The following is a 26,064-nucleotide window of genomic DNA, read 5'->3' as shown; positions in this document are numbered from 1 at the left end:
TTTGGTCAAAAAGGAACGTATACCAGAGCTTGATATCTACCGGGGAATATTGATCGCAGCCGTGGTTACGATTCATGCGACTTCAATGGCATTGATTGATGCACGTCACTCCCTGTTGTTTTATCCATTTTTATTTTTAAATGTGTTTAGTAGCTTTGCGGTGCCAGCATTCATTTTTGTGAGCGGGTTTGTTCTATTTTACAATTATGTGGATAGGCCGCTTCGTGGCAGCAATATGCTGGTGTTTTTTCGGAAAAGGTTGATGTTTATTGTGTTGCCATATGTTTTGTTCTCTCTTATTTATTATTTGACCTTGGTAACACGCGGGTTGATGCCGATTAGTGATCTTCCGCTTGTGCTGTTAACGGGAAAGGCGTACACGCATCTGTATTATGTCATTATTATTATCCAATTTTATTTGGTCTTCCCGCTGTTGCTGTGGGGAGTACAGCGTTTGCGGCAATGGATATCTAGTCCACGGAGAACGGCTATTATTATTTTGTCAGCAGGGCTGGTTATTCAATGGGGCTTTGTATTGCTGAATAAGTACGTTTGGCAGGTGGAAAGAGGGGGCCTGGCGATTACGTATATCAGTTATTTTGCTCTGGGGGCAGCGGTAGCGATTGGATATGAAGAGTTTAAAAAGTGGCTTCTTCCATCATCAGGCACGTCAATCGGTCGCGGACAGCTAATCAGCTGGTATGTTTTGTGGGCGGCTTGGCTGTTGCTGGGCATAGTCTATGTGCAGATATGGTTTGTAGCGTATCGGGAAGCGATCTATACAGATTCGTTGATCTATGAGCTGTTACGTAATGCACATGCTCTTGTATCTGCGCTGGTGCTGTTTCAGTTCTCGGCTTTCTTATACCGTCACGCTAACTATACGTTGCGAACTTGGGTCAGTTGGCTGGGTGCCTGTTCCTTCGGTATTTATTTGCTCCATCCGGCGCTCTTGCGAGTGTATCGTAAGCTGAATTTGCATGGAACGCCGATAGAGTATATCTTTTCTATTGCCGGAGGTTGGCTGTTAGCGCTGTTTGGCTCATGGCTGATTGTGACACTGTGTTTCCGTTATGTACCTTATTCCTGGGTCGGCCTGGGCACAGTTCCAAAGTTTCCGTCCCGGGGAAAGGTGAACAGGTGAGTGGTTGAATATGTTGATATGACTGTTGGCTGAAAGGCTGACAGTCTTTTTTTTAGATTATAGCGTTTATAAATTTTCAGCGGAGCTGAACAATTCTATAATCGCAAGAAAAACTTCCACTAAGCGCGGTCTTGCTTCCGTGACGATAGATGTTTTTCTTATAGGATTCATGAATTCGGCAATGGATAAAATAAGAGAGGGGGACCGTTTCGCAATACGGCTCTAAAAATGGGCTGACCCGTTCGGTTGACGTTCACAGGCAGGGCATGATAATATATCGAATATACTTTAGTTTATTAGCACTTTACCATGATAAAGATATTGCGAAATCATGAGGTGATAGAGATGACCAAGCCAAAAGGATTTGAAATCCCTGTAGGGGTTCGGGATTACCTTCCGCGTGCGGTGTCGAAGCTGCGGGCGATTGAATTGAATGTACTCGAATGCATGAAGCGTTGGGGCTACCGTCAGATTATGACGCCTACGATGGAATACTACGATACGGTGGGTGTGGCTAGTTCTACTTCGGATCGGAAGTTGTTCAAGCTGCTCAATAACCGGGGAACCACGCTGGTGCTGCGATCTGATATGACTGCGCCGATTGCGCGTGTGGTATCGTCGCTCTTGAAGGAAGAGGAAGTACCGCTTAGGCTCTCCTATCACGCAAATGTATTTCGGGCGATTGAGGAAGAGGCGGGAAGAGAAGCGGAATTCTTCCAGACGGGTGTGGAGCTGGTGGGCGATGACTCGCCCGAGGCTGACGCGGAGGTCGTGGCGCTGGCGATTGCATCATTGCAGGCGGCAGGGGTGTCCTCTTTTAAAATTGCCATGGGGCATGTGGGATTCCTGAACGGTCTGTTCGAGGAAATCATTCCGGGTCGTCAGGCTGAACAGCAAGCGCTAAAGGAGCTGTTATTGAACCGTGATGTGGTGGGCTACCGGACAGCAATTGAAGCCTTGGGGTTGGCTACTGAACATCGGGATAAGCTGGAGGCTATTCTTCGGCTTCGCGGTGGGAAAGAAATTTGCGAACAGGCTACCCGTCTTAGCGTCGATCAGCAGACGATCCAATCCATTGCGCATCTGTGCGAGGTATGGGAAGTGCTGGAGAGTTACGGCGTGTCTGAGCATGTGCTAATTGACCTTACTATGATCGGAGACTTTTCATATTATACAGGAATGACTTTTGAGGGGTATGCGGCGGAAATCGGATTCCCCGTATGTAATGGAGGGCGCTATGACAATCTGCTACAGCAGTTTGGTCGTTCCGTTCCTGCCACAGGATTCGCGTTGAAGACGAACCGAATCGTTGATGGTGTGGACGGTATTCAGATCGAGGCGAAACGCCCAGTGCTCATTCGTTATGACGAGCAGGGACGCAGAGAGGCATTATCCGCCGCGGCACAGCTTCGTGGAGCAGGACGGACTGTGGTGACAGGGCTGAGTGGTGGGCCTGAGGATCGCCGCCGCGAGCAACAGGACTTGTACGCAGAGGTTTACAGCTACACAGTCGAAGAAAGACAACCGGTACAAGGGAGGGAATTGCCATGACGGAGACGCTGAAGGTAGCCATGCCGAAGGGACGGATTTATAAGCAGGCTTCTGAGCTTTTTCGTCGAGCGGGGGTTCCTATTCCAGTAGATGTAGATGATACACGCAGGCTGGTTATTCCGCTGCCTGAACTGGGAATGGAGTTTATTATGGCGAAGCCGGTCGACGTTCCCACGTATGTGGAGTACGGAGCTGCGGATATCGGCATTGTAGGCAAGGATGTTTTGCTGGAAGAAAACAAGGATGTGTATGAGCTGCTTGATCTGGGGATTGCCCGTTGCCGAATGTCAGTCATTGCTTTGCCGGATTGGCAGCCGGGTATTCGTCAGCGGGTGGCTACGAAGTATCCGAATGTGGCTTCCCAGTATTTTCGGGAGCAAGGCCAGCAGGTGGAGGTTATCAAGCTGAATGGTTCTATCGAGCTGGCACCGCTAATCGGATTGGCAGACCGGATTGTCGATATGGTGGAAACAGGACAGACCTTGAGAGAGAACGGATTGGTCGAGCAGATCAGTATTTTGGATATTACGAGTCGGCTGATTGCCAATCGGGTCAGCTACCGGATGAAAAATGGTCCGATTCAGGCGTTGTGTGACCGACTACATCAGGTAATTCCGACTACGGTGGCACCCAGGGACTAAGGTAAAGGTCAAAGGTTAGGAGAACATTCTGCAAGCTGCAAGTAAGGGGGAAGGGACAAATGAAGATCGTATCAGCCCGTGATTTCAATCTCCAGCGGGAGGTAGATTACGGTACACCTGAGCAAAATGAAGCCGTTCGTGCGATTATCCGTTCGGTACGGCAGGAGGGAGATGCGGCTGTCCTGCGGTATACGGAATCGTTCGATGGTGTATCGCTGACGGCGGAGCAGCTCCGTGTGACGGAGGAAGAATTGAAGGCGGCATATGACAAGGTTGAGCCTTCTTTTTTGCAGGCGATTCGGGAGGCGGCGGACAATATCCGTACTTTTCATACGAAGCAAAAACGTAATTCGTGGATGGATTTACAACCGGATGGCAGCTTACTGGGTCAGATTATCCGACCGTTGAAGCGGGTAGGCGTGTATGTTCCGGGCGGTAAAGCAGCTTATCCGTCCTCGGTGCTGATGAATGTGATTCCGGCTCAGGTGGCTGGTGTACCGGAGATCGTCATGGTGACACCCCCGGCAACAGGCGGCAAGGCGGGAATTGATTCATATACACTGGTAGCTGCGGCAGAGGCGGGTGTGACAGAAATGTACCGGGTTGGCGGAGCACAGGCGATTGCGTCTCTCGCTTACGGGACAGATAGTATTGAACCGGTCGATAAAATTTGCGGTCCCGGCAACATTTATGTAGCGCTGGCGAAGCGTGAGGTGTACGGTGCAGTGGATATCGACAGTATTGCAGGACCAAGTGAAATTGTCGTGCTGGCTGACGATACGGCGAACGCCTCTTATGTAGCGGCTGACCTGCTCTCGCAGGCAGAACATGACGAAATGGCCTCGGCCATTCTGGTTACGCCCTCGCAACGCTTGGCAGAGGAAGTTTCAGCCGAGGTGCAGCGCCAATTAGCAGAGCTGCCGCGCAGAGATATTGCTGCTGCATCGGTTGATGCCTATGGAGCGATTATTGTCGTGGACACTTTGCATGAGGGGATCCAGATTGTGAACAAACTTGCCCCGGAGCATTTGGAAATCATGACAGAGAATCCGATGGAGCATGTGGGTCTGATTGAAAATGCGGGAGCGATTTTCCTGGGAGCGTACAGCTCGGAGCCGGTAGGCGATTATTTTGCCGGGCCTAACCACATTATTCCGACCAATGGAACTGCGCGGTTCTCTTCTCCGGTCGATATTGATGATTTTATCAAGAAGTCGAGTATGATCTATTACAGCAAGGAAGCGCTGTTACGCAATGGAGAGACAATTATGCAGCTTGCCCGCCATGAAGGACTGGAAGGTCACGCACGGGCGATACAAGTTCGATTGGACAATGAGAAGAAGGCGGTGGATGGCGATGGGGAATGAAAATAACGGTGCAGGACGTACAGGCAGCGTCAGCCGGAAGACGAACGAAACGGATATTCAGCTATCTTTTGCGGTAGACGGCACAGGGCAAACCGAAATCGAGACAGATGTCCCTTTTCTGAATCATATGCTGGATTTGTTCACCAAGCACGGACAGTTTGACCTGAACGTACAGGCCAGAGGGGATGTTGACATCGACGATCACCATACCGTGGAGGACATTGGTATCTGTCTGGGGCAATCCTTACTCGAATCGTTAGGTGATAAAAAAGGAATCAAGCGCTATGCCAGCGTCTTTGTACCGATGGATGAGGCGCTCGCGCAGGTCGTCATTGATCTTAGTAACCGACCGCATTTTGAGTATCGTGCGGAGTATCCGTCACAGCAGGTAGGGAGCTTTTCGACGGAGCTGGTGCATGAATTTCTGTGGAAATTCGCGCTGGAGGCTCGTATGACGCTGCACGTCATTGTTCACTACGGGCAAAATACCCACCATATGATCGAGGCGGTGTTCAAGGCACTGGGACGTGCACTGGATGAAGCGACATCCATTGACCCGCGGGTGACGGGAGTGCCTTCGACGAAGGGAGTGCTGTAGTCCATGTCCATTGCTATTGTGGATTACGGCAGAGGCAATCTGCATAGTGTGAGCAAGGCGGTTGAGCGTCTTGGCTATGAGGCTGTAGTAACAGGAGATGCGAAAGTGATACGTTCCGCCAGCGGTGTAATTTTGCCGGGTGTGGGGGCGTTCGGAGACGCTATGGACCATTTGCGTTCCAGTGGCTTGGATCGGGTCATTCAGGAGGTCGCGAGCGCTGGACAGCCGTTGCTCGGCGTTTGCCTGGGGATGCAGTTGTTGTTCACTCGTGGCGAAGAATATGGCAGCCATGAGGGGCTGAATATTTTGCCGGGAGAGGTCGTGCGCTTTGCTCCTGATCTGGGTGTGAAGGTGCCTCATATGGGCTGGAATCGTCTGCGCATGACGCAGCCGGAACATCCGTTGGTGCAAGGCTTGGAGGAAGGGCATGTGTATTTTGTGCATTCTTATCATGCCAAGCCGGAGGTGGAAAGCGATTTGTTGGCGGTGACCGATTACGGCGGGCCGGTAACAGCTATCGTGGGCAGAGGCCATGTATACGGTATGCAGTTCCATCCAGAGAAGAGTGGGGAAATGGGAATGCGACTGCTTCGCCAGTTTTTGGAAATGGCGGAGGCGGAAAAGCGAGCGTAATTACACTTAGGTTTTTTTGAATAGCTCACAAGGGGGTCATACTTTGTTCACGATATATCCGGCGATTGATATTCGCGATGGCAAATGTGTACGGCTGGTGCAGGGTGATTATAACCAGGAGACGATATACAACGAAAATCCGGTGGAGGTCGCCCGGGAATGGGAACGCTTGGGCGGCTCCTACATTCATCTTGTCGATTTGGACGGTGCGAAAGCGGGTCAACCCGTGAACGATGAGCTGATCGGACGCATCGCGTCTGCGGTACAGGTACCTGTACAGGTAGGTGGCGGCTTGCGTACGCGCGAGCATGTGGAGCGGCTGTTGTCACTGGGCGTGAGCCGCGTGATTTTGGGCACGGCGGCGATTGAGGACCGTGCTTTTACGGAAGCGGTGCTGGGCACCTACGGTGACCGGATCGCGATCGGTCTGGATGCGCGAAATGGCTATGTAGCGACACGAGGGTGGCTCGAAACCTCGGAGGTGCGGGCGGATGAACTCGCGGCTGAGCTGGCCTCCAAGGGCGCGGAAACGTTCATTTTTACGGACATTTCCCGCGATGGAATGATGCAGGGTCCGAATGTGGAGGCTATCGTGGCACTTGCGAAAAGCAGTGGACGAACCGTAATTGCTTCCGGTGGTGTCAGCAAGATGGACGATCTGATTACGTTAAGTGCCTATGCACAAAAAGGTGTAGGCGGCGCTATTGTGGGTAAGGCATTGTATACAGGCAGCATTGATTTACAGGTCGCCGTACAAGCTGTAGCAAAGGCATAGGGGGAGTAGGCATGCTGGCTAAACGTATTATTCCCTGCCTGGACGTAAAGGATGGCAGGGTAGTTAAGGGCGTCAATTTTGTGAATTTACGCGATGCAGGCGATCCGGTAGAGCTGGCGGCGCTTTATGACCGGGAAGGGGCGGACGAAATCGTATTTCTGGATATTTCCGCTTCGGTTGAAGGTCGGGCCACTATGGAAGAGGTGGTTCGTCAGACAGCGGGGGAAATTGCCATTCCCTTCACCGTGGGCGGCGGGATATCCCATGTCGATGATATGAAGCGCATCCTGCGTGCAGGGGCGGATAAAATCGGCATTAATACGGCGGCTGTTCGTAACCCTCAGCTGATTGCGGAGGGTGCGCGCAGCTTTGGCTCACAATGCATCGTGGTTGCGATTGATGCCAAGTACAATGAGGCGTGGGGCGAGTGGGAAGTATATACGCACGGAGGCCGCACGCCATCCGGTATCCGTGCCTTGGCATGGGCCAAGGAGGCTGAACGGCTGGGGGCAGGCGAAATTCTGTTGACCAGCATGAATGCGGACGGAACCAAGGATGGTTTTGACCTGCCGCTGACCTCTGCGGTGTCGGATACCGTGGGTATTCCGGTCATTGCTTCCGGTGGAGCGGGCAAGCAGGAGCATTTTTATGACGTGTTTACGGCGGGTAAAGCGGACGCTGGCTTAGCGGCAACCATTTTTCACTATAAAGAAATAGGAATTCCCGAGCTAAAACGGGATTTGAAGCGCAGAGGAGTGGAGATACGATGAGCAACGAATTGAACCAGCAGCTATCTCTGGAACAGGTATTGGATAATATCCGCTGGAATGAAGCGGGACTTGTCTCAGCGATTGTGCAGGATGATGCCACGCTTCAAGTATTGACGCTGGCCTATATGAATCGAGAATCGCTGAAGCTTTCTCTGGAATCGGGAGAGACGTGGTTTTGGTCCCGTTCCAGACAGGAGCTGTGGCACAAGGGGGCAACCTCGGGGAATACGCAAAAAATCACCTCTATCCAGTTGGATTGTGACGGTGACGCTCTGCTCATCCGTGTCATTCCGAATGGTCCTGCCTGCCATACCGGAGCAACGAGCTGCTTTTTCCGTGATATTTCCGCGCCAGGAACGGCTGTAGCTCCTGCTTCGGAAAATGCCGGGGGCCAAGCGTCGGTGGCGACTCAAACGGGCACGACTCGTGCTGCAACAGACCGCTTTGAGGTGCTTGCCCAGCTGGAAGCAATCATTAAGGAGCGGGAAGTGACACGACCTGAAGGGGCCTATACGACCTACCTTTTTGACAAAGGTGTGGATAAGATTCTGAAAAAGGTTGGCGAAGAAGCATCCGAGACGATCATTGCCGCCAAGAATAAGGATAATGAGGAGCTTCGTCTGGAGGTCAGCGATCTGATTTATCACTTGCTGGTACTGTTACAGGAGCGCAAACTACCGCTGGATGATGTGCTGGCTGAGCTGAACCGCCGTCATGAGCGTCCTCGTCGTGATTAAAATGGGTGATGTAGCGCTGAAAGAGGGGAGAGCCGCATGAAAATTGACTATCATACGCATCATGCCCGCTGCGGACATGCGATAGGAAATCTGGAAGAGTATGTGCAGCAGGGTATTCGGCTGGGGCTGGATCAGCTCGGCTTGTCTGATCACATGCCGCTATTGCATGTTAACCCGGCCGACTATTACCCGGAGATGGCGATGCCTATGGAAGAGCTGCCCCGATATGTGGAAGAATGTCTGGAATTAAAGGAACGCTATAAGGGACAGATTGACATTCGTGTCGGCTTGGAAGGCGACTACATCGAGGGCTGGGAACAGGAAATCGAAGACATCATCACCGCATATCCGTGGGATTATGTGATTGGCTCCGTACATTTTCTCGGGGAGTGGGATGTAACGGATTTTCGTCAGGTACACCATTGGGAAGGCAAAAATGTGCTGGAGGTGTACCGGACTTATTACGATGCGGTTTCCAAAGCGGTAGCTACCGGGTTGTATGACATCATGGGCCATCTGGATGTCATTAAGCGTTTCGGCCACTATCCGAAGCCGGAGGAAGCGGAGGAGCTGCGTGAGCTGGAGCGCTCTACACTCTCGGCCGTTGCCCGCAGCGGGCGGGCGATGGAACTGAATGCATCGGGGCTATCCAAGCCCTGTGCAGAGATGTTCCCGAGCCGCCGCATGCTGGAGGAGGCGTTGGCGCTAGGCATCCCGCTGACCGTAGGCTCGGATGCCCATGATCCGGCGAAGCTGTCCGAGCATTTGGAGAAGGCGCGCGCGCTTCTGCATGAGGTCGGATACCGTGAGCTTGCCGTATTCCGGCAGCGTGAGCGCTCGTCCGTACTGTTGACGTTTTGAGGTCTATGTTCTGCCTAATATATAGCCCGATAATCAGCCGAACGTTGCCTTTTTACACATGAAGGCGCGTGCGGCTATTTGGCTTATCCACTCATTTTCCAGCGGATGGGTCAGGACAGGGTTCCGTTTTTTGGAATGAGGTATACCCTACTGTCAAGTCGTTTTAAAGTTGTGGTATACTGAAGGGTATGAACATGCCAGTTACAGTTAAAGGAGGTGCCTTTGTTATTTATGAAAGGGAAACATCTGCGAGCTTCGGGACCTAGCCCTAAGATTATTGTTTTGCGTTTCGACGCATCTTTCTTTTTTGAGAAAGCTGTGCGCTCGCTTGATCGCAATCATTATGACAAGGCATTGAAATATTTTCGCAAAGCCGTTGAATATGAACCGGATAATCCGGTGAATCATTGCAATATGGCGGGTATATTATCAGAGATGGGGGATTATGCAGGTTCGAATGAGATCCTGTCCTCTGTTCTGAGCGACGTAGACCCGTCGATGACAGAGTGTTACTTCTATATGGCGAATAATTACGCCAATATGGAGCAGTTTGAAGAAGCGGAGAAAGCCTTGGTCACGTATTTGGAGGAGGACGAAGAAGGACAGTTTCTCGATGAAGCCGAGGAAATGATGGAGCTGCTCTATTATGAGCTGGACCGTCCAACTAAGCTGAACCGCATTAAGGCCCGGCAGGGAGTGGTCGAGCATGATCAGGCCCGTGTCCTGCTGGAGGAAGGGAAGTTTGCTCAGGCGGCCCAATTACTTAAGCAAATTTCAGAGGAACAGCCGGACATGTTCGCTGCGCGGAACAATCTGGCGCTGGCGTATTACTACATGGGACTGTTTCAAAATGCGAAGACAACCGTTCTTCGGGTGCTGGAGGATGAACCAGGTAATTTGCATGCGCTGTGCAACCTGGCGATCTTTTATCAGCATGAGGGCGGCGGCCCGGAATTGGATCGTCTGATTCAAACGTTGACGGTCACCATACCATTTCAGGAGGAGCAGGTATTCAAGCTGGCTACTACGATGGGGATTCTTGGACGTCATGAGGAGGCCTACAGACATTTTCGCAGGTTGCTTCAAGGTGACGGAGAGAATAATGATGATGCCTCCCTGTACCATTATACGGCGGTGGCTGCCAGCAATACGGGAAGATATGCGGAAGCCCGGCGGTTGTGGGGTCATTTGCAAAAGCAGGATGCTTCCTCGGAAGTTCCACGGTTTTTCCTGTCCCGGCTGGAGGAGCTCCAGCAGGAGGGTACACCGCTGCAAGTACTCAGCTACCATTACCATCTCCCCTTTGAGGAGCAATTCCGCATGTGGGAGAAGTTCGGAGCTGACCAGGTGCCTGACAGTATGAAGCGAGATCCGCTAATCCGGTCTTCCTTCTTCTGGGCGTTGCGCCACGGCGATCGAGCGACCCAGCTTCAAGTCATTCAGGCGCTAAGCCTGATCGGTGACGATGAGGTGCGACAGGCATTGGAGTCCTTCGTAGAAGACCCGGATCAGGAAGACGAGTTGAAACGGCGCGCCTTGCAGGTGCTGCAAGAGCTGACGGAGCCGTCAGTTAAGGACATACAAGAGACAAATCAGGAAACGGAACGACTTTTGCGACCAGAGTCAGAGAAGGTTCACCACGTATCCGAAGATGAGGTGTCTGTCCATTCAACTGTCCATCCGGAATGGCAGGCAGTGCTGGATAAGGTACTTGCCGTTATGAGCAAGTCTGATCCGGTCATGCAGCGCGATTTGAGGTCACTTTGGCTGGAATATCTGGATCGGCTTGCCCCGGAAGTCCCAATTGTTCTGCATACTGAGGGATGGGCAGCGGCGCTGGAATACTTGACAGCCAAAATGCACCATCATCCGGTGACCTATCAGGAAGTAGCTGACCGTTATGGTATTTCCGTATCGACCGTAAGTCGCTATGCACGCCAGATTGACAGCGTGTGCGGTATCAAACAGAAGATGAAACAGCCGCTCTCCACGTTTAAAAAGCGGGTCTGAGACCTGCTCCAAACACCACTTAAAGGAGGCAACAAACGTATGTATAAATCCATAATTATTGGTACAGGTCCTGCAGGCTACACAGCCGCTATTTATTTGGCGCGCGCGAACATGAATCCACTGATCATTGAGGGAATGCAGCCCGGCGGGCAGCTTACCACAACGACCGAAATTGAAAATTTCCCGGGTTTTGAGCAAGGCATCCTCGGACCTGAGTTGATGGATAACATGCGCAAGCAGGCCGAACGCTTTGGCGCTGAATTTACTTCCGGCTGGGTAGAGGAAGTGGATTTCAGCAAGCGCCCTTTTAAAGTGAAGGTAGAGGGAAAAGGCATCATTGAGGCGGAGTCAGTGATTATTGCTACAGGCGCGTCCGCCAGATATCTCGGTATTCCGGGTGAGCAGGACAATGTTGGACGCGGAGTCAGCACTTGTGCGACCTGCGACGGCTTCTTTTTCCGTGAGAAAAAGATCGTTGTAGTAGGCGGAGGCGATTCAGCCATGGAGGAAGCGAGCTTCCTGACCCGGTTTGCTTCCAGTGTAACCTTGGTTCACCGTCGTGATGAGCTGCGGGCGTCTAAAATTATGCAGGATCGCGCACGGGAAAATGAAAAAGTACATTGGGCGTTAAATCGGACTCCTTTGGAGGTCGTAACGGGAGAAACGGGTTTAAAGGGCTTGAAGGTACACAATAATGAGACGAACCAGGATGAGCTGATCGAGGCAGACGGTGTGTTCGTGGCCATCGGACATACGCCTAATACGGGCTTCCTGAACGGTCAAATCAGTACAGACGATCATGGTTATATTCAAGTGAAGCCAGGAACGACAGAAACGAACATTCCCGGGGTATTTGCCTGCGGGGACGTGCAGGATAACCGTTATCGTCAAGCCATTACGGCTGCGGGAACGGGCTGCATGGCGGCTATGGATTGCGAGAAATACCTCGAAGGCAGCTCTGTTCATGACTGGAGCGAAACACTGGATCAATAAAGAAAGCTACAGGATACAATTATGGCTAAGGTGAGGGCGATTGATAGGCCCAGTTAAGCCGTGCCTTAGATTCAGGAAGAGAAAGCCTGCTGCATCTGCACAGGCTTTCTCCTTTTTATGGATGATGAGACCTGAAGTTCCGCTAATTCTGCGCTTTCCAACAGGGAAGTGTCCTTGACCGTAACCGGGGCTTCAATTATAGTTGGAACGTAGGTAACTATTATGAAGTCAAGATTTTAATCATATATTTCATACACAGTTTTTAAGTAAACATAAAGGTGGCTTGGAACATGTCTGAAAGTATCTATGTGGGTGTCGATTTGGGCGGTACAGCAATCAAGGTGGGCATTTGTAATGAAGACGGACAGCTTTTGCACACATATGAAGGACCAACGGAAACAGCTAAGGGCGTAGACGTTGTGATCAGCAATATCGAAAAATATGTGCGGCACATTGTTGAGCAATCTCCCTATGAATGGGATCAACTGAAGGGTGTCGGAGCGGGCGTTGCTGGTTTTACGAATGTTCGCAAAGGTATTATAGTCCTCGCTCCCAATATTGGCTTTCGTGACGTACCGATCCGTGCGCTGTTGGAGGAACGGATTGGCAAGCCTGTAAAAATAGACAATGATGCTAACGTCGCTGCACTTGGCGAGGCTTGGGCCGGGGCGGGCAAAGGCATAGAAAACTGCGTATGTTATACCCTGGGTACGGGTGTAGGCGGTGGTATTATTATTAATGGTAAAATATATCAAGGTTTCTCAGGCATGGCTGGAGAAATTGGCCATATGAGCGTCGTACCGGATCTGGAGGCCATTCAGTGCGGATGCGGCAAAATGGGTTGTCTGGAAACCGTATCTTCTGCAACGGGCATTATCCGTATGGCAAATGACGCTGTGGAACGTGGAGATCGGACTTCTCTGGCGCTGGAAGCTCAAATCGCCGCCAAGGAAGTATTTGATGCGGCCAAGGCCGGGGATGAGGTCGCGCTGCGTATTGTGAAGCGGGCTGCCTTTTATTTGGGAAAATCTATGGCAGCGGTTGCCACCGTGTTAAACCCGGAGCTGTTTATTGTAGGCGGGGGTGTTTCCAAAGCGGGTGATTTCTTGTTCGAAGAGATGCGTCTGGTATTTGCCAAACTGGCACCTGAGCCGCTCCAGCAAGGGGTATCTATTGTTCCGGCATCGCTTGGCAATGACGCAGGTATCGTAGGAGCAGCCGGTTTGCTGCTGCGCTCCTGATCCATAGGTTACTGACATAGAGCGAAGAAGCAAAAGGAGAGGGAAGTCCATATGACAGACAACTTAAAAAACGCTGCGCCGTGGGCAACACTCATTATTATTACGGGAATGTCAGGCGCAGGGAAGACCATTGCAGTGCAAAGCCTGGAAGATTTGGGCTTCTTCTGCGTTGATAATTTACCGCCTGTGCTGATTCCCAAGTTTGCTGAATTAATTGAGCAGTCCAACGGTAAGATAGGCAAAGTGGCGCTGGTAATTGACTTGCGTGGGCGAGAATTTTTTACGGCTTTGTCGGAATCATTGAACTATATTAAGGATCATTTTACGATTCATTGTGAAATTTTGTTCCTGAATGCCAATGACGGTGTTCTCGTACAACGATACAAGGAAAGTCGCCGCCGCCACCCGCTTGCTCCGGATGGTATGCCTTTGGACGGAATACGACTGGAGCGCAAAATGCTGGAAGAGCTGAAAAGCTCGGCAACACAAGTCATTGATACAAGTGTGATGAAGCCTGCAACCTTAAAGGCGCGAATTATTTCCCGATTTTCTCATCTGGAGAGCAGTATGCTTTCCGTAAACATTACCTCGTTCGGCTTCAAATATGGTATTCCCATTGATGCCGATCTTATATTCGACGTGCGTTTCCTGCCCAATCCTCACTATGTGGACCAATTGCGACCACACACCGGACAGGACAGCGATGTGTATGATTATGTTATGAAATGGCCTGAGACTCAGGCATTTCTGACCAAACTGTTGGATATGTTACATTTTTTGATTCCGCAATACCGCAAGGAAGGCAAGAGCCAGGTCATTATCGGTATCGGCTGTACCGGCGGTAAGCATCGTTCTGTCGCGATATCTGAATATTTAGGAAAAATGCTGGGTGCCAGTGAAACAGAATCGGTTTCTGTTTCACATCGGGATGCTGATCGCGACCGGCATTAAAGAGGTGAAAACATGAAAGAGACCGGATCACAACGGGAGCGCCCTCGTATTGTTGTTATGGGCGGCGGAACCGGCTTGTCCGTCATGCTGCGGGGGTTGAAACAAAAGCCGCTGGATATTACGGCTATTGTTACAGTCGCTGACGATGGTGGAAGCTCCGGGATATTGCGCAGTGAGCTACAAATGCCCCCTCCGGGGGATATTCGTAATGTGCTGACTGCACTGGCTGATGTAGAGCCGGTGATGTCCGATATGCTGAAATACCGTTTCGGTGCAGGATCAGGATTGGCAGGCCATAGTCTGGGCAACCTGATTTTGGCGGCGATGACCGATATATCAGGAGATTTTGTGACGGCGGTGCGTGAGCTTAGCCGTGTATTTGCTGTACGGGGGCGTGTGCTGCCGGCGGCTGAAGAAGGCGTTGTGCTGAGTGCCGAAATGGAGGATGGCACGGTGGTTACCGGTGAATCCAAAATCCCGGAAGCGGGCGGCAGAATCAAACGTGTTTTTCTTGAACCGACTCACGTGGAGCCGTTGCCTGAGGCTGTAGAGGCCATTAATGAGGCCGATGCGATCCTGATTGGTCCTGGCAGTCTGTACACCAGCATTTTGCCGAATCTGCTCGTACCGAAGCTTGCAGAGGCTGTGGTGAAATCAGACGCTATCAAGATATTCGTCTGCAACGTTATGACTCAGCCGGGCGAAACGGATGGATATACAGTGGGGGACCACTTGCAGGCTATTTATGAGCATGTAGGGCATCATCTGTTTGATTATGTGATCGTCAATAATGGTGAAATTCCGCCTCAGGTACAGGAAATGTATGCCGAGCAGGGTGCCAAGCCAGTTCAAGTAGACATGGGAGAGCTGACTGAGCGGGGGTATAAAGTGGTGGCAGATACGCTTGTTCTGTTCCGCACCTATTTACGGCATGATGCCGACAAACTGAGCCAGCACATTTACCAATTGGTACAAAACTGGATATTAAGAAGGAGGTGAGTCCCTTGTCCTTTGCGGCACAAACAAAAAAAGAGCTTACGATGATTGAAAGCCAGCCCTGCTGTGAAAAAGCGGAACTATCTGCGCTCATACGTATGCTCGGGTCCGTACAACTGTCCAACAAAAGGGTGATATTGGACGTGTCCACAGAAAATGCCGCGATTGCAAGGCGGATTTACTCCTTAATCAAAAAGCATTTTCAAGTTCATATTGAACTGCTTGTACGGAAAAAAATGCGCCTGAAAAAAAATAACGTGTACATTGTCCGCATTCCAAGCGGTGTACAAGAGCTGTTGAAGGATCTTTACATCGTATCAGAAGGGTTCTTGTTCACGGTCGGGATTAATCGGGATATCATTCGGAAAAACTGTTGTAAGCGGGCTTATTTGCGTGGCGCTTTTATGGCAGGCGGCTCTGTGAACAATCCGGAGGGATCGTCTTACCATCTGGAGATTTCCTCGATGTATGAGGAGCATTGCCAGGCGCTGGTCGATCTGGCGAATGAGTTTCATCTGAATGCCCGCTGCATTGAGCGAAAAAAAGGCTTTATTCTCTACATCAAGGAAGGCGAAAAGATCATTGAGCTACTCAGCATCATTGGTGCGCATCAGGCTTTGTTCAAATTCGAGGATGTCCGCATCATGCGCGATATGCGAAATTCCGTGAACCGGATTGTTAATTGCGAAACGGCTAATCTGAATAAGACGATTGGAGCTGCTGTCCGGCAAATTGAGAATATCAAGTTGCTGGAGAGGGAAGTCGGGCTGGATACGCTGCCAGATAAGCTGCGGGAGGTGGCGGAAATACGTCTCGCTCATCCTGATTTGAATTTGAAAGAAGTCGGGGAAATGCTCAAAGGGGTCGTGAGTAAATCGGGTGTAAATCATCGTCTTCGCAAAATTGACGAGATGGCTGACAAAATCAGGGGAGAAAACGGCCTGATTCCATAAAAGGAGTGTCTGTGGGGCTTCTGCTCCGGTTTTTTTAGTTTTTTTTCTAGTGTCTGTCCCGGGTTAATGTTATAATGTGATAAATAAAATGGAGTAAGTAGTGTCCAGATTTATTTGATGAGGGGGTAAGCTGACATGTCAAAACATCCGGTAGTCGTACGCTTGAAAACAGGACTGCACGCCAGACCTGCTGCGTTGTTCGTACAGGAAGCGAATAAATATTCATCTGAGATTTTTGTGGAAAAAGAAGACAAAAAGGTTAATGCCAAGAGTATTATGGGTATTATGAGCCTTGCCATCAGTACAGGTACTGAAATTAACATTAGTGCTGAAGGTGCGGACGCCGAGCAGGCTGTAAACGCTTTAGTAAGTCTGGTTAGTAAAGTAGAGCTAGAAAATCAATAAACAAACATCTGCTTTGTGATATGGTAAAGCTCTTAGTGAAAAGCCCCTTTGGGGGCTTTTTTTGTATCCGGAAAAACAGAGTGGTCAATCCCCTGCTGGGCTGCTCCAATGGGGGTCTCTTTAATACCACTGCTGTGTTTGGCCCAAGCTACAAGTGATTTACATCCTGTGGTGGTACTCTGTTCGGAAATATGGTGCCTAACTGCAACCTTTTCCCTTTGTTTCCGTCTGGAAGGTACACACATCATCAAGAAAAGAGGGCGAATATGATGAAACATTGGACAAAAGCTGCAAATACAGCAGTTCTGGCAGGAGCATTATTGGCAGGAGTAGTAGCGGGAGGATTATGGACAGGAGCAGATCGCGCCTATGCCGCGTCAACATCTACGACGGTAAGCAGTGTAATTAATGTGAGTGGCAGCGGGGAAGTATTGGTTAAACCCGATATTGCCTATCTATCCATTGGCGTACAATCTGAAGGAAATACAGCAGCCGCTGCCCAAAAAGCCAACGCCGCTAAAATAAGTAAGGTCACACAACTGCTGAAAGAAAAGTGGAGCATCAGTGCGGACGACATTCAGACGAGCCAGTTCTACGTGCAGCCTAACTATACCTACGACGAAAAAGCTGGACAGAAGCTTAAAGGCTATATTGCCAACCATACACTTTCCGTTAAATACCGTGATTTGGATAAAATCGGTCAATTGCTGGATGGGGCCACACAGTCTGGAGCGAACAACGTGGATAACGTGCGTTTTTCAGTAGAGAACTCTTCAGCTTATGAAGAAGAAGCCATTGCAAAGGCGTTGGGAAATGCTCAATCCAAAGCGAATGCTGTAGCGAAGGCAACCAAACGAGGGCTTGGAACTCTCCTGAACGTAACAGTAGATGGGGGAGATGCCCAAATCTTCACACAACGTGAGGCTGCTATGAGTAAAGCGCTCTTGGATACAGGCGGCGGAACAGAAATACAATCCGGTCAAGTGACTGTGAAGGTCCAAGTATCGGCACAATACGAATTGAACTAGTACAGATTATAACGAAGCTACAAGCGTCCTGCTTTATTTGCAGGATGACTTGCTGGCTTTTTTATATGTCGAAACTATTTTGTAATGAGTCTGTAATAGCTGGGCCCCCTAGATGTACAGATTGAAATCGGAGAGTGTACAGATTGTAAACAACGAACATTGGGGTATAGATATAATAAGTAAAGTAATCAATACACAGTACACATCTAAAACAGGAGGAATACTACATATGAACAAGCATACAAAAAAATGGGGCTCCGCACTGCTAGCAGCGGGAATTTTAGTAGGAGTCGTAGTTGTTCCTGTTTCCTATATCGAGGCAGCTTCATCCAAACAACAGACTACAGTACAGCAACCAGGTGTTTCTATCCAATGGAATGGTAAAACGTTGGTCACCAAAGGGATTCAGGTGAACGGAAGCACATTGATTCCCGTAGCAGCTTTGCGCGACAGCCTGGGGATTCCGGTGAGTTATGATGCCAAAACAGCGACTTATACCGTAGGCAGCGGGTACAACAAGCTTTACATCATGTCCTCTTCCTCTGATGGTCCCTATGTCAATGTTAACGGAATCAGCACGCGTAGTATGATCGCCAAACAGATCGCCGGGAAGCTGTACATTCCTATGAGTTTGCTGAAAGACTATCTGGGTATCGATGCTCAGTGGAATGCAGCTCAGAAAACAGTAACATTGAGTAAAAGTCAGCTAAATCCGATCACGATTACGTCCCAATCTCTTCCGGTTTCGAGTGATGCAAAGGTTTCCTACAAGGTTAAGTACCCGCAAATCAGCGGTGGCCAGCTAAACCCTGAAGCTCAGCAGGCCATTAATAGCGTGCTCAAAAAGCAAGCGGAGGGAATACTGGCAGCAGGCAAAAAGCAAGTAGCAGAGGGTGAACCTACAGTAGAAAGACCGTACACTTTCAGTAATGATTTTGCTATTGCCTATAACCAACAAGGGATTTTGAGCATCATTATGGAGGATTACTCCGATACGGCTGGTGCTCATGGTATGACGGCCCGTAAAGGATATACGTTCTCACTCGCTGATGGGAAATTGCTGCAATTGTCTGACGTGCTGAAGGCTAATCCTAATTACAAACAGTTTCTTAATAGCGACCTGAAGAAAAAAATTAATGGTCCAATGGTGAATGAAGGCGGTTTTGGTGGCTTCAAGGATATTGCGGCTAATCCGAATTTTTATGTAACGAATAGCGGTGTGACGATTGTGTTTGACTTGTATGAGTATGGGCCTTATGCGTATGGTATTCCTGAGTTCACTTATTCGTTTGGTCAATTGTTGCCTCAAGGCAGCAAGCCTTTTGCTGGACAGAATGAATAGTACAAATGAATCATTTGGATTATTTATACCCAAAAGAACAGTAAACCCAAAAAAAAGCTGCCTACCGGATACAATCATCCGGGGCAGCTTTTTTGGTTTACCAGCTATTCAGAGGCAATAATTCGTTCTCTTATACACCTTCTGGAGAGGAGCTAGTTAGCACTTTATCAATAATACCGTATTCCTTGGCATCATCTGCGGACATAAAATAGTCACGGTCTGTGTCTTTTTCAATGCGCTCCAGTGGTTGGCCTGTGCGATCTGCGAGAATGCGGTTCAATTTGTCGCGCATTTTCAGAATGCGGCGGGCGCGGATTTCAATATCCGTTGCTTGACCTTGTGCGCCACCCAGCGGTTGGTGAATCATAATCTCGCTGTTTGGCAAAGCAAAACGTTTGCCCTTGGCACCTGCGTTCAGCAAGAACGCACCCATGGAAGCCGCCATACCTACACAAATCGTAGACACGTCAGGTTTAATATATTGCATCGTATCGAAAATGGCCATACCGGCTGTGATCGAACCGCCAGGGCTGTTAACATACAAGTGAATGTCTTTTTCAGGATCTTCGGCAGCCAAAAACAGCATTTGCGCAATAATAGAGTTGGCTACAACGTCATTGACGTCCGAGCCCAACAAAATAATGCGATCCTTCAACAGTCTGGAATAAATGTCATAGGCGCGTTCGCCGCGGTTACTTTGTTCTACTACCATAGGAACATAGCTCACGTCAAAAAACCTCCCTTTAATATCGTTAATGGATTTGGTGGACATGCCGATTACACGTCCCTATTTATAAACTGTTACCGTATTAACCACATGATAAACAATTTCAAACAAAAAGTCAAAGAAAGTCAAACTAATGGTCAAAAAAAAGAGCCCTCTGCGCTCTAGTTGGTTAAAATAGTATATAGAAGCATTTAAACACTCATTGAAAATGGCGCGCCCGCGAGGAATCGAACCTCGATCTCAGGCTCCGGAGGCCTACGTCATATCCGTTGGACCACGGGCGCACAGCTAATTGGAAACAAAGTTGATTATATGATATACAGCATTGAATTGCAAGCTTTTATTACGTGCGCATATTCACATAAAAAGTTGAGAAATATAGGTTCAGATAGACTTGCATGTAGAGCAAATATTGGTTAAGATATACGTGGGACTTAAAAAGTTAACCCGGGACGTTTTAAGACCAGTTAGTGATATAGCATTAGAGACAGAACTTAGAAGTGTGCGGGAGTGGAAAGCATGCGAAAGATATTAGAAATACAGAAGCAGCTTCTGCCCGACCTCATGGATGTTTTGAAAAAAAGGTACACAATCCTGCATCAGATTATGCTGTCCGATGTTATTGGACGCAGAACGCTGGCGGCTTCACTAAACATGACCGAGCGCGTGTTGCGCGCCGAAACCGATCTTCTTAAAGCCCAAGGGCTGATTGAGATTGAGAGTGTGGGCATGAAGGTGAGCAAAGCAGGACTGGATCTGCTGGAACAGCTGGAGCCGATTGCGAACAACTTGTTCGGCCTGTCCCAATTGGAGGATCAGATTCGCCAAGCCTATGGTTTGAGGAAGGTGGTTGTCGTTCCAGGGGATTCGGATGCTTCTCCTTTAACGAAGCAGGAGCTGGGCCGTGCTGGGGCAAAAGCGCTGCTGGGCGTTATGGACGACGAGGATGTGGTCGCCGTAACAGGTGGCACGACGATTGCCGACGTGGCGGACCAACTGACACTACCTGCTAATGGCCCACTTAAGGGCGGATGGTTCGTACCGGCACGTGGGGGTTTGGGAGAAAGCATGGAAATGCAGGCGAACACAATTGCTTCCACAATGGCTCGTAAGGTCGGCTCACAATACCGTCTGCTCCATGTACCGGATTTGCTCAGCAATCATGCTTACAACTCCCTGCTTGAAGATACGAATATTCAGGATATATTGAGCCTGATTCGAGAGAGTCGGATCATCATTCACGGGATAGGCAACGCCATAGCGATGGCACGCAGACGCAAGCTTGACCCCGAAACCTTTGCCCAGATCAGCAGTGAGGGCGCGGTTGCCGAATCGTTTGGCTATTATTTTAACGAAGACGGCGTCGTTGTTCACAAAATGCTGACGCTTGGACTCCGTTTGGAGGATATCAGGCGTACCGAGACGGTTCTAGGCGTAGCTGGAGGTAAGAGCAAGGCGGCCGCTATTCATGCAGTGCTGCGTTTCGGGCAGGAAGATATTCTTGTCACCGACGAAGGCGCTGCTGCTGAAATTGTAAGCCATTATTTGAATGGTTAAAGATTTATGAATTGTGTTGTCTTGACGGGCTTTCGGGTCTGTCTTGAATATATAAACTAAACTAAACGAACTTTGGGAGGAACTCACTCATGACAGTTAAAGTTGGTATTAACGGTTTCGGACGTATTGGACGCCTTGCTTTCCGCCGGATTCAAAACGTGGAAGGTATTGAAGTAGTAGCAATCAATGACTTGACAGATTCCAAAATGTTGGCACATCTGTTGAAATATGATACAACACAAGGTACTTTCCAAGGAGAAGTAGAAGTACACGATGGCTTCTTCAAAGTTAACGGTAAAGAAGTTAAAGTTTTGGCTAACCGCAACCCTGAAGAACTGCCTTGGGGAGACCTGGGCGTAGATATCGTTCTGGAATGCACAGGTTTCTTCACAACTAAAGAAGCTGCTGAGAAACATTTGAAAGGCGGCGCTAAAAAAGTTGTTATCTCCGCTCCAGCTACTGGCGACATGAAAACTGTCGTTTACAACGTAAACCATGAAATTCTGGACGGTACTGAAACTGTAATCTCCGGTGCTTCTTGCACAACGAACTGCCTGGCTCCTATGGCCAAAACACTGCAAGACAAATTTGGTATCGTTGAAGGCCTGATGACTACAATTCATGCTTACACTGGCGACCAAAACACTTTGGATGCTCCACATGCTAAAGGTGACTTCCGTCGTGCTCGCGCAGCAGCTGAAAACATCATTCCTAACACAACTGGTGCTGCTAAAGCCATCGGTCTGGTAATTCCTGAACTGAAGGGTAAACTGGATGGTGCGGCTCAACGTGTACCAGTAGCAACTGGTTCCCTGACTGAGCTGGTAACTGTTCTGGAGAAAAACGTAACTGTTGAAGAAATCAACGCTGCGATGAAAGAAGCTTCCGATGCTGAAACTTACGGCTACACTGAAGATCAAATCGTTTCTTCCGACATCAAAGGTATCACTTTCGGTTCTTTGTTTGATGCAACTCAAACTAAAGTCCTGACTGTTGGCGACAAACAACTGGTGAAAACTGTAGCTTGGTATGACAATGAAATGTCCTACACTGCACAATTGATCCGTACGTTGGAATACTTCGCTAAATTGGCTAAATAAGAACAGTCTTATCGCGCAACATCATAGAGCGGAAACAGGTCATTGTTTCCGCTCTTTATATATCAAAATGTGCCTTAAATTCCTGTTTCGTAAAATTAAAAGGGTGCGGAGGAATATGGAGATGAACAAAAAGAGCGTACGTGATATAGAACTGAATGGAAAACGGGTGTTTGTTCGTGTAGATTTTAACGTTCCGGTTGAGGACGGTAAAATTACGGATGACAAGCGTATTCGTGAAACCTTGCCAACGATTAACTACCTGATTGAAAAAGGTGCAAAAGTTATTTTGGCAAGTCACTTTGGACGTCCAAAAGGTCAGGTTGTTGAATCCATGCGTCTGACTCCTGCTGGCGTGCGTTTGTCTGAACTGCTCAAAAAGCCTGTTGTTAAAGTGGACGAAGCAGTTGGTGAGGCTGTTAAAGCGAAAGTGGCTGAACTGCAAAACGGCGACGTGCTGTTGCTTGAAAATGTACGTTTCTATCCAGGAGAAGAGAAAAATGATCCTGAACTGGCAAAGCAATTTGCTGAACTGGCTGACATTTTCGTGAATGATGCATTTGGTGCAGCGCACCGTGCTCATGCTTCCACAGAAGGTATCGCGCATCTTCTTCCGGCTGTTTCCGGCTTGCTGATGGAGAAAGAATTGTCTGTAATCGGTAAAGCTCTTTCAAACCCAGATCGTCCTTTTACAGCCATTATCGGCGGTTCCAAAGTAAAAGACAAAATCGACGTGATTGACAACCTGCTGAACATTGCAGATAACGTAATCATTGGCGGCGGTTTGGCTTATACATTTTTTAAAGCTCAAGGTCATGAAGTGGGTCAATCCCTACTGGATGAATCCAAACTGGACGTAGCTCTTGGATTTATCGAAAAAGCGAAGAAACTCGGCAAAAACTTCTACCTTCCGGTTGATATTGTTGTATCTGACGATTTCAGCGCTACGGCGAACACGAACATTGTGGACATCGACGGCATTCCTGCAGATTGGGAAGGCGTGGACATCGGACCGAAAACTCGTAAAATCTATGCAGATGTTATCAAAAACTCCAAATTGGTTGTTTGGAATGGACCAATGGGTGTATTTGAAATGGAGCCTTTCGCTGGCGGTACGCGTGAAGTAGCGGAAGCTTGCGCAACAACAGAAGCATACACCATCATTGGTGGCGGTGATTCTGCGGCAGCGGCTGAGAAGTTCCATCTGGCTGACAAAATGGATCATATCTCTACTGGCGGCGGCGCATCCCTTGAATTTATGGAAGGCAAAGCACTTCCGGGTGTTGTTGCACTCAACGATAAGTAATCAAACGCACTGCGCGTAATAAACGCTTTAGGGCACCTAATAGTTAGGAGTTGAAACCATTGAGAACACCGATTATCGCGGGTAACTGGAAGATGTTTAAAACCGTACCAGAAGCTAAAACTTTCATCGAAGAGATCAAAGGCAAAGCAGAGGTTGCAGGAGTGGAAAGCGTGATTTGCGCACCATTTACGAATCTTCCTGCTCTGGTTGAAGCAGTAAAAGGTACATCTATCAAAATCGGCGCACAAAACCTGCACTTTGCAGAAGACGGCGCATTTACAGGTGAAATCAGCGGCGGGATGCTGAAAGATCTGGGCGTAGACTACGTTGTGATCGGACACTCCGAGCGTCGTGAATATTTTAACGAAACAGACGAAACCGTGAATAAAAAGGTTCATGCGGCATTCCGCCACGGCCTGACTCCGATCGTATGTGTAGGCGAAAAGCTGGAAGACCGTGAAGCCGGTCAAACCAAAGAGGTTGTAAAAGTGCAAACTGTAGCGGCTTTTGCTGGTTTGGCTAAGGATCAGGCTGCACAAGTGGTTGTTGCTTATGAACCAATTTGGGCCATCGGAACAGGTAAATCCTCCACTTCGCAGGATGCGAATGAAGTCATTTCCTATATCCGTAGTTTGTTGAAAGAACTGTACGATGAAAATACAGCGAATGCTGTACGGATTCAGTATGGTGGCAGCGTGAAACCTGAAAATGTGGCTGAATATCTGGGCCAAAGCGACATCGACGGCGCACTTGTAGGTGGCGCTAGTCTTCAACCAGCGTCTTACATCGCGCTTGTTGAGGGGGCGAAGTAAGATGACAGTACCAAAACCGGTAGCCTTAATTATTATGGATGGATTCGGACTGCGCGAAACTGTGGAAGGCAATGCGGTTGCACAGGCGAACAAGCCGAACTACGACAAATACTTAAGACAATACCCTCATTCAACGCTTACAGCGTCTGGTGAAGCGGTAGGTCTGCCGGAAGGGCAAATGGGTAACTCCGAAGTAGGTCACCTGAACATCGGCGCAGGCCGGATTGTATATCAGAGTTTGACCCGCATTTCGAAGTCCATTCGCGAAGGCGAGTTCTTCCAGAATGAAACTTTGCTTAAAGCAGTACAGCATGCCAAAAAGAACAACACGAAGCTTCATCTGTACGGACTTTTGTCCGATGGTGGCGTGCATAGCCATATTAGCCATCTGTTTGCTATGCTGGATCTGGCGAAAAAAGAAGGTTTAACAGAAGTATACATTCATGCATTTATGGATGGACGCGATGTTATGTCTGACAGCGGCGTGGACTTCATGCAGCAGCTGATCGCCAAAATTCAGGAAGTGGGTATTGGTAAAATCGCGACTGTACAAGGACGCTATTATGCCATGGACCGCGACAAACGTTGGGAGCGTGTAGAGAAATCTTACCGTGCAATCGTGTACGGCGAAGGTCCTCAATATACAGATCCAATGGAAGCATTGAAAGAATCGTATGAAAAATCGGTGTTCGACGAATTTGTGGAGCCGACGGTTATTGTGAAGGCTGACGGAAGCCCTGTAGGGCTGGTCGAAAGCAATGACTCAGTAATCTTCCTGAATTTCCGTCCTGACCGTGCGATTCAATTGTCTCAGGTATTTACGAATAAGGATTTCCGTGGCTTTGATCGCGGACCGAAATTGCCTAAAGATTTGCACTTTGTTTGTCTGACATTGTTCAGTGAAACGGTTGAAGGCTTCGTAGCCTACGAACCGAAAAACCTGGATAACACATTCGGTGAAGTATTGGTGCAGAACAATAAAAAGCAATTGCGTATTGCCGAGACCGAAAAATATCCGCACGTTACCTTCTTTTTCAGTGGCGGTCGTGATGTAGAACTGCCTGGCGAAACTCGTGTTTTGATTAACTCGCCTAAAGTGGCTACATATGACTTGCAGCCTGAAATGAGCGCGTACGAGGTTGCGGATGCTGCTGTTAAGGAGATCGAAGCCGACAAGCATGATGCGATCATCCTGAACTTTGCCAATCCGGATATGGTTGGGCACTCCGGCATGCTGGAGCCAACGATCAAGGCGGTAGAGACGACGGATGAATGTGTTGGACGTGTTGTAGATGCGGTTAAAGCCAAAGGTGGCACTGTTATCATCATTGCCGACCATGGTAATGCGGATATGGAAATTGACGAGCAGGGACGTCCGTTCACAGCTCACACAACTAACCCGGTTCCGTTCATTTTGACTGATGAAAATATCGTTTTGCGTGAGCATGGAATACTGGCTGACGTAGCTCCGACGCTTCTGGATTTAATGCAGCTTCCGCAGCCTGCGGAAATGACAGGAAAATCTATGATTGCATCCCGCAAGTAAGCTTGATTTAATAAGTATAGGCT

The 26,064-nt window shown here is 49.0% G+C and carries 25 protein-coding genes and 1 tRNA gene; 24 read left to right on the top strand and 2 right to left on the bottom strand.

The window, feature by feature from the left end:
- Position 1: 1 nt before the first annotated feature.
- The 19 genes from ACQ4MX_RS14050 to ACQ4MX_RS13960 all read left to right on the top strand — a co-directional run bounded on the left by ACQ4MX_RS14050 (position 2) and on the right by ACQ4MX_RS13960 (position 18,996).
- Entirely contained in the window at positions 2–1,144 is a 1,143-nt protein-coding gene (locus tag ACQ4MX_RS14050; RefSeq protein WP_431091207.1) for an acyltransferase, read from the top strand.
- Positions 1,145–1,489: 345 nt separating this feature from the next.
- Complete coding sequence (locus ACQ4MX_RS14045) at positions 1,490–2,695, top strand: ATP phosphoribosyltransferase regulatory subunit (RefSeq protein ID WP_431091206.1); 1,206 nt, start codon at positions 1,490–1,492, stop codon at positions 2,693–2,695.
- Entirely contained in the window at positions 2,692–3,336 is a 645-nt protein-coding gene (gene hisG / locus ACQ4MX_RS14040; protein ID WP_025683469.1) for an ATP phosphoribosyltransferase, read from the top strand. The genes ACQ4MX_RS14045 and hisG overlap by 4 nt, the downstream gene beginning before the upstream one ends.
- Positions 3,337–3,395: 59 nt before the next feature.
- A complete protein-coding gene (gene hisD, locus ACQ4MX_RS14035; protein WP_431091205.1) occupies positions 3,396–4,703 on the top strand; it encodes a histidinol dehydrogenase in 1,308 nt (435 codons plus the stop codon).
- Positions 4,693–5,301 carry an imidazoleglycerol-phosphate dehydratase HisB gene (gene hisB, locus ACQ4MX_RS14030; protein ID WP_431091204.1) on the top strand — a complete coding sequence of 203 codons (609 nt, stop codon included), beginning with the start codon at positions 4,693–4,695 and terminating at the stop codon, positions 5,299–5,301. The genes hisD and hisB overlap by 11 nt, the downstream gene beginning before the upstream one ends.
- A gap of 3 nt (positions 5,302–5,304) precedes the next feature.
- The gene (hisH, locus tag ACQ4MX_RS14025; protein WP_431091203.1) at positions 5,305–5,934 is read left to right on the top strand and encodes an imidazole glycerol phosphate synthase subunit HisH; all 630 of its coding nucleotides are present in this window, start codon (positions 5,305–5,307) and stop codon (positions 5,932–5,934) included.
- A gap of 43 nt (positions 5,935–5,977) precedes the next feature.
- The gene (gene hisA / locus ACQ4MX_RS14020) at positions 5,978–6,709 is read left to right on the top strand and encodes a 1-(5-phosphoribosyl)-5-[(5-phosphoribosylamino)methylideneamino]imidazole-4-carboxamide isomerase (RefSeq protein ID WP_044645048.1); all 732 of its coding nucleotides are present in this window, start codon (positions 5,978–5,980) and stop codon (positions 6,707–6,709) included.
- 11 nt (positions 6,710–6,720) lie between these two features.
- Positions 6,721–7,479 carry an imidazole glycerol phosphate synthase subunit HisF gene (hisF, locus tag ACQ4MX_RS14015; RefSeq protein WP_025684761.1) on the top strand — a complete coding sequence of 253 codons (759 nt, stop codon included), beginning with the start codon at positions 6,721–6,723 and terminating at the stop codon, positions 7,477–7,479.
- Entirely contained in the window at positions 7,476–8,216 is a 741-nt protein-coding gene (hisIE, locus tag ACQ4MX_RS14010) for a bifunctional phosphoribosyl-AMP cyclohydrolase/phosphoribosyl-ATP diphosphatase HisIE (protein WP_431091201.1), read from the top strand. Before hisF ends, hisIE begins: the two co-directional genes overlap by 4 nt.
- A 36-nt stretch (positions 8,217–8,252) precedes the next feature.
- A complete protein-coding gene (gene hisJ, locus ACQ4MX_RS14005) occupies positions 8,253–9,077 on the top strand; it encodes a histidinol-phosphatase HisJ (protein WP_431091199.1) in 825 nt (274 codons plus the stop codon).
- A gap of 231 nt (positions 9,078–9,308) precedes the next feature.
- On the top strand, positions 9,309–11,087 hold the full coding sequence (locus tag ACQ4MX_RS14000; RefSeq protein WP_431091198.1) for a tetratricopeptide repeat protein: 1,779 nt from the start codon (positions 9,309–9,311) through the stop codon (positions 11,085–11,087).
- Positions 11,088–11,126: 39 nt separating this feature from the next.
- Positions 11,127–12,080, top strand: coding sequence for a thioredoxin-disulfide reductase (gene trxB / locus ACQ4MX_RS13995; protein WP_431091196.1), 954 nt, complete (start codon positions 11,127–11,129; stop codon positions 12,078–12,080).
- Between the two features lie 290 nt (positions 12,081–12,370).
- On the top strand, positions 12,371–13,321 hold the full coding sequence (locus tag ACQ4MX_RS13990) for an ROK family glucokinase (protein WP_431091195.1): 951 nt from the start codon (positions 12,371–12,373) through the stop codon (positions 13,319–13,321).
- Between the two features lie 51 nt (positions 13,322–13,372).
- Entirely contained in the window at positions 13,373–14,272 is a 900-nt protein-coding gene (gene rapZ, locus ACQ4MX_RS13985) for an RNase adapter RapZ (RefSeq protein ID WP_013308254.1), read from the top strand.
- A 12-nt stretch (positions 14,273–14,284) separates the two neighbouring features.
- The gene (locus ACQ4MX_RS13980; RefSeq protein ID WP_134911640.1) at positions 14,285–15,271 is read left to right on the top strand and encodes a gluconeogenesis factor YvcK family protein; all 987 of its coding nucleotides are present in this window, start codon (positions 14,285–14,287) and stop codon (positions 15,269–15,271) included.
- A gap of 5 nt (positions 15,272–15,276) precedes the next feature.
- Positions 15,277–16,221, top strand: a complete 945-nt coding sequence (whiA, locus tag ACQ4MX_RS13975; RefSeq protein WP_431091194.1) for a DNA-binding protein WhiA — start codon at positions 15,277–15,279, stop codon at positions 16,219–16,221.
- A 135-nt stretch (positions 16,222–16,356) separates the two neighbouring features.
- Complete coding sequence (locus ACQ4MX_RS13970; protein WP_013368811.1) at positions 16,357–16,626, top strand: HPr family phosphocarrier protein; 270 nt, start codon at positions 16,357–16,359, stop codon at positions 16,624–16,626.
- Positions 16,627–16,895: 269 nt separating this feature from the next.
- Complete coding sequence (locus tag ACQ4MX_RS13965) at positions 16,896–17,654, top strand: SIMPL domain-containing protein (protein WP_431091333.1); 759 nt, start codon at positions 16,896–16,898, stop codon at positions 17,652–17,654.
- Between the two features lie 229 nt (positions 17,655–17,883).
- Entirely contained in the window at positions 17,884–18,996 is a 1,113-nt protein-coding gene (locus ACQ4MX_RS13960) for a PdaC/SigV domain-containing protein (RefSeq protein ID WP_431091192.1), read from the top strand.
- 130 nt (positions 18,997–19,126) lie between these two features.
- Here ACQ4MX_RS13960 and clpP read toward each other — a convergent pair whose 3' ends face one another.
- Positions 19,127–19,723: an ATP-dependent Clp endopeptidase proteolytic subunit ClpP gene (gene clpP, locus ACQ4MX_RS13955; protein WP_025686039.1), complete on the bottom strand. Its 597-nt coding sequence runs from the start codon at positions 19,721–19,723 to the stop codon at positions 19,127–19,129.
- A 209-nt stretch (positions 19,724–19,932) separates the two neighbouring features.
- Positions 19,933–20,007: transfer RNA gene (locus ACQ4MX_RS13950), tRNA-Arg, on the bottom strand.
- Positions 20,008–20,242: 235 nt separating this feature from the next.
- On the opposite strand from ACQ4MX_RS13950, the gene ACQ4MX_RS13945 reads away from it, so the two are divergent.
- From ACQ4MX_RS13945 to gpmI, 5 genes are all read left to right on the top strand, one after another.
- Positions 20,243–21,280, top strand: a complete 1,038-nt coding sequence (locus ACQ4MX_RS13945) for a sugar-binding transcriptional regulator (protein WP_134911637.1) — start codon at positions 20,243–20,245, stop codon at positions 21,278–21,280.
- Positions 21,281–21,369: 89 nt separating this feature from the next.
- On the top strand, positions 21,370–22,380 hold the full coding sequence (gene gap / locus ACQ4MX_RS13940) for a type I glyceraldehyde-3-phosphate dehydrogenase (RefSeq protein WP_134911636.1): 1,011 nt from the start codon (positions 21,370–21,372) through the stop codon (positions 22,378–22,380).
- 121 nt (positions 22,381–22,501) lie between these two features.
- The gene (locus ACQ4MX_RS13935; protein WP_431091191.1) at positions 22,502–23,683 is read left to right on the top strand and encodes a phosphoglycerate kinase; all 1,182 of its coding nucleotides are present in this window, start codon (positions 22,502–22,504) and stop codon (positions 23,681–23,683) included.
- A gap of 59 nt (positions 23,684–23,742) precedes the next feature.
- On the top strand, positions 23,743–24,495 hold the full coding sequence (tpiA, locus tag ACQ4MX_RS13930; RefSeq protein ID WP_044645033.1) for a triose-phosphate isomerase: 753 nt from the start codon (positions 23,743–23,745) through the stop codon (positions 24,493–24,495).
- 1 nt (position 24,496) lies between these two features.
- Positions 24,497–26,041 carry a 2,3-bisphosphoglycerate-independent phosphoglycerate mutase gene (gpmI, locus tag ACQ4MX_RS13925; protein WP_431091190.1) on the top strand — a complete coding sequence of 515 codons (1,545 nt, stop codon included), beginning with the start codon at positions 24,497–24,499 and terminating at the stop codon, positions 26,039–26,041.
- Positions 26,042–26,064: the final 23 nt, after the last annotated feature.

Origin of the sequence: Paenibacillus sp. 8b26 (genome assembly GCF_050626875.1) — a bacterium.
Lineage (GTDB): Bacteria > Bacillota > Bacilli > Paenibacillales > Paenibacillaceae > Paenibacillus.
Note: the sequence above shows the minus strand (reverse complement) of the source record. Positions and strands in the feature narration are given on the sequence as shown.

Coding starts and splice junctions, on each gene's coding strand:
- hisF (WP_025684761.1), top strand. CDS start 6,721: ATGCTGGCTAAACGTATTATTCCCTGCCTGGACGTAAAGGATGGCAGG.
- ACQ4MX_RS13960 (WP_431091192.1), top strand. CDS start 17,884: ATGAACAAGCATACAAAAAAATGGGGCTCCGCACTGCTAGCAGCGGGA.
- gpmI (WP_431091190.1), top strand. CDS start 24,497: ATGACAGTACCAAAACCGGTAGCCTTAATTATTATGGATGGATTCGGA.
- gap (WP_134911636.1), top strand. CDS start 21,370: ATGACAGTTAAAGTTGGTATTAACGGTTTCGGACGTATTGGACGCCTT.
- rapZ (WP_013308254.1), top strand. CDS start 13,373: ATGACAGACAACTTAAAAAACGCTGCGCCGTGGGCAACACTCATTATT.
- trxB (WP_431091196.1), top strand. CDS start 11,127: ATGTATAAATCCATAATTATTGGTACAGGTCCTGCAGGCTACACAGCC.
- ACQ4MX_RS14045 (WP_431091206.1), top strand. CDS start 1,490: ATGACCAAGCCAAAAGGATTTGAAATCCCTGTAGGGGTTCGGGATTAC.
- ACQ4MX_RS14000 (WP_431091198.1), top strand. CDS start 9,309: ATGAAAGGGAAACATCTGCGAGCTTCGGGACCTAGCCCTAAGATTATT.
- ACQ4MX_RS13945 (WP_134911637.1), top strand. CDS start 20,243: ATGCGAAAGATATTAGAAATACAGAAGCAGCTTCTGCCCGACCTCATG.
- ACQ4MX_RS13970 (WP_013368811.1), top strand. CDS start 16,357: ATGTCAAAACATCCGGTAGTCGTACGCTTGAAAACAGGACTGCACGCC.
- ACQ4MX_RS13965 (WP_431091333.1), top strand. CDS start 16,896: ATGAAACATTGGACAAAAGCTGCAAATACAGCAGTTCTGGCAGGAGCA.
- ACQ4MX_RS13935 (WP_431091191.1), top strand. CDS start 22,502: ATGAACAAAAAGAGCGTACGTGATATAGAACTGAATGGAAAACGGGTG.
- ACQ4MX_RS13990 (WP_431091195.1), top strand. CDS start 12,371: ATGTCTGAAAGTATCTATGTGGGTGTCGATTTGGGCGGTACAGCAATC.
- hisD (WP_431091205.1), top strand. CDS start 3,396: ATGAAGATCGTATCAGCCCGTGATTTCAATCTCCAGCGGGAGGTAGAT.
- hisJ (WP_431091199.1), top strand. CDS start 8,253: ATGAAAATTGACTATCATACGCATCATGCCCGCTGCGGACATGCGATA.
- hisIE (WP_431091201.1), top strand. CDS start 7,476: ATGAGCAACGAATTGAACCAGCAGCTATCTCTGGAACAGGTATTGGAT.
- hisH (WP_431091203.1), top strand. CDS start 5,305: ATGTCCATTGCTATTGTGGATTACGGCAGAGGCAATCTGCATAGTGTG.
- ACQ4MX_RS13980 (WP_134911640.1), top strand. CDS start 14,285: ATGAAAGAGACCGGATCACAACGGGAGCGCCCTCGTATTGTTGTTATG.
- hisG (WP_025683469.1), top strand. CDS start 2,692: ATGACGGAGACGCTGAAGGTAGCCATGCCGAAGGGACGGATTTATAAG.
- hisB (WP_431091204.1), top strand. CDS start 4,693: ATGGGGAATGAAAATAACGGTGCAGGACGTACAGGCAGCGTCAGCCGG.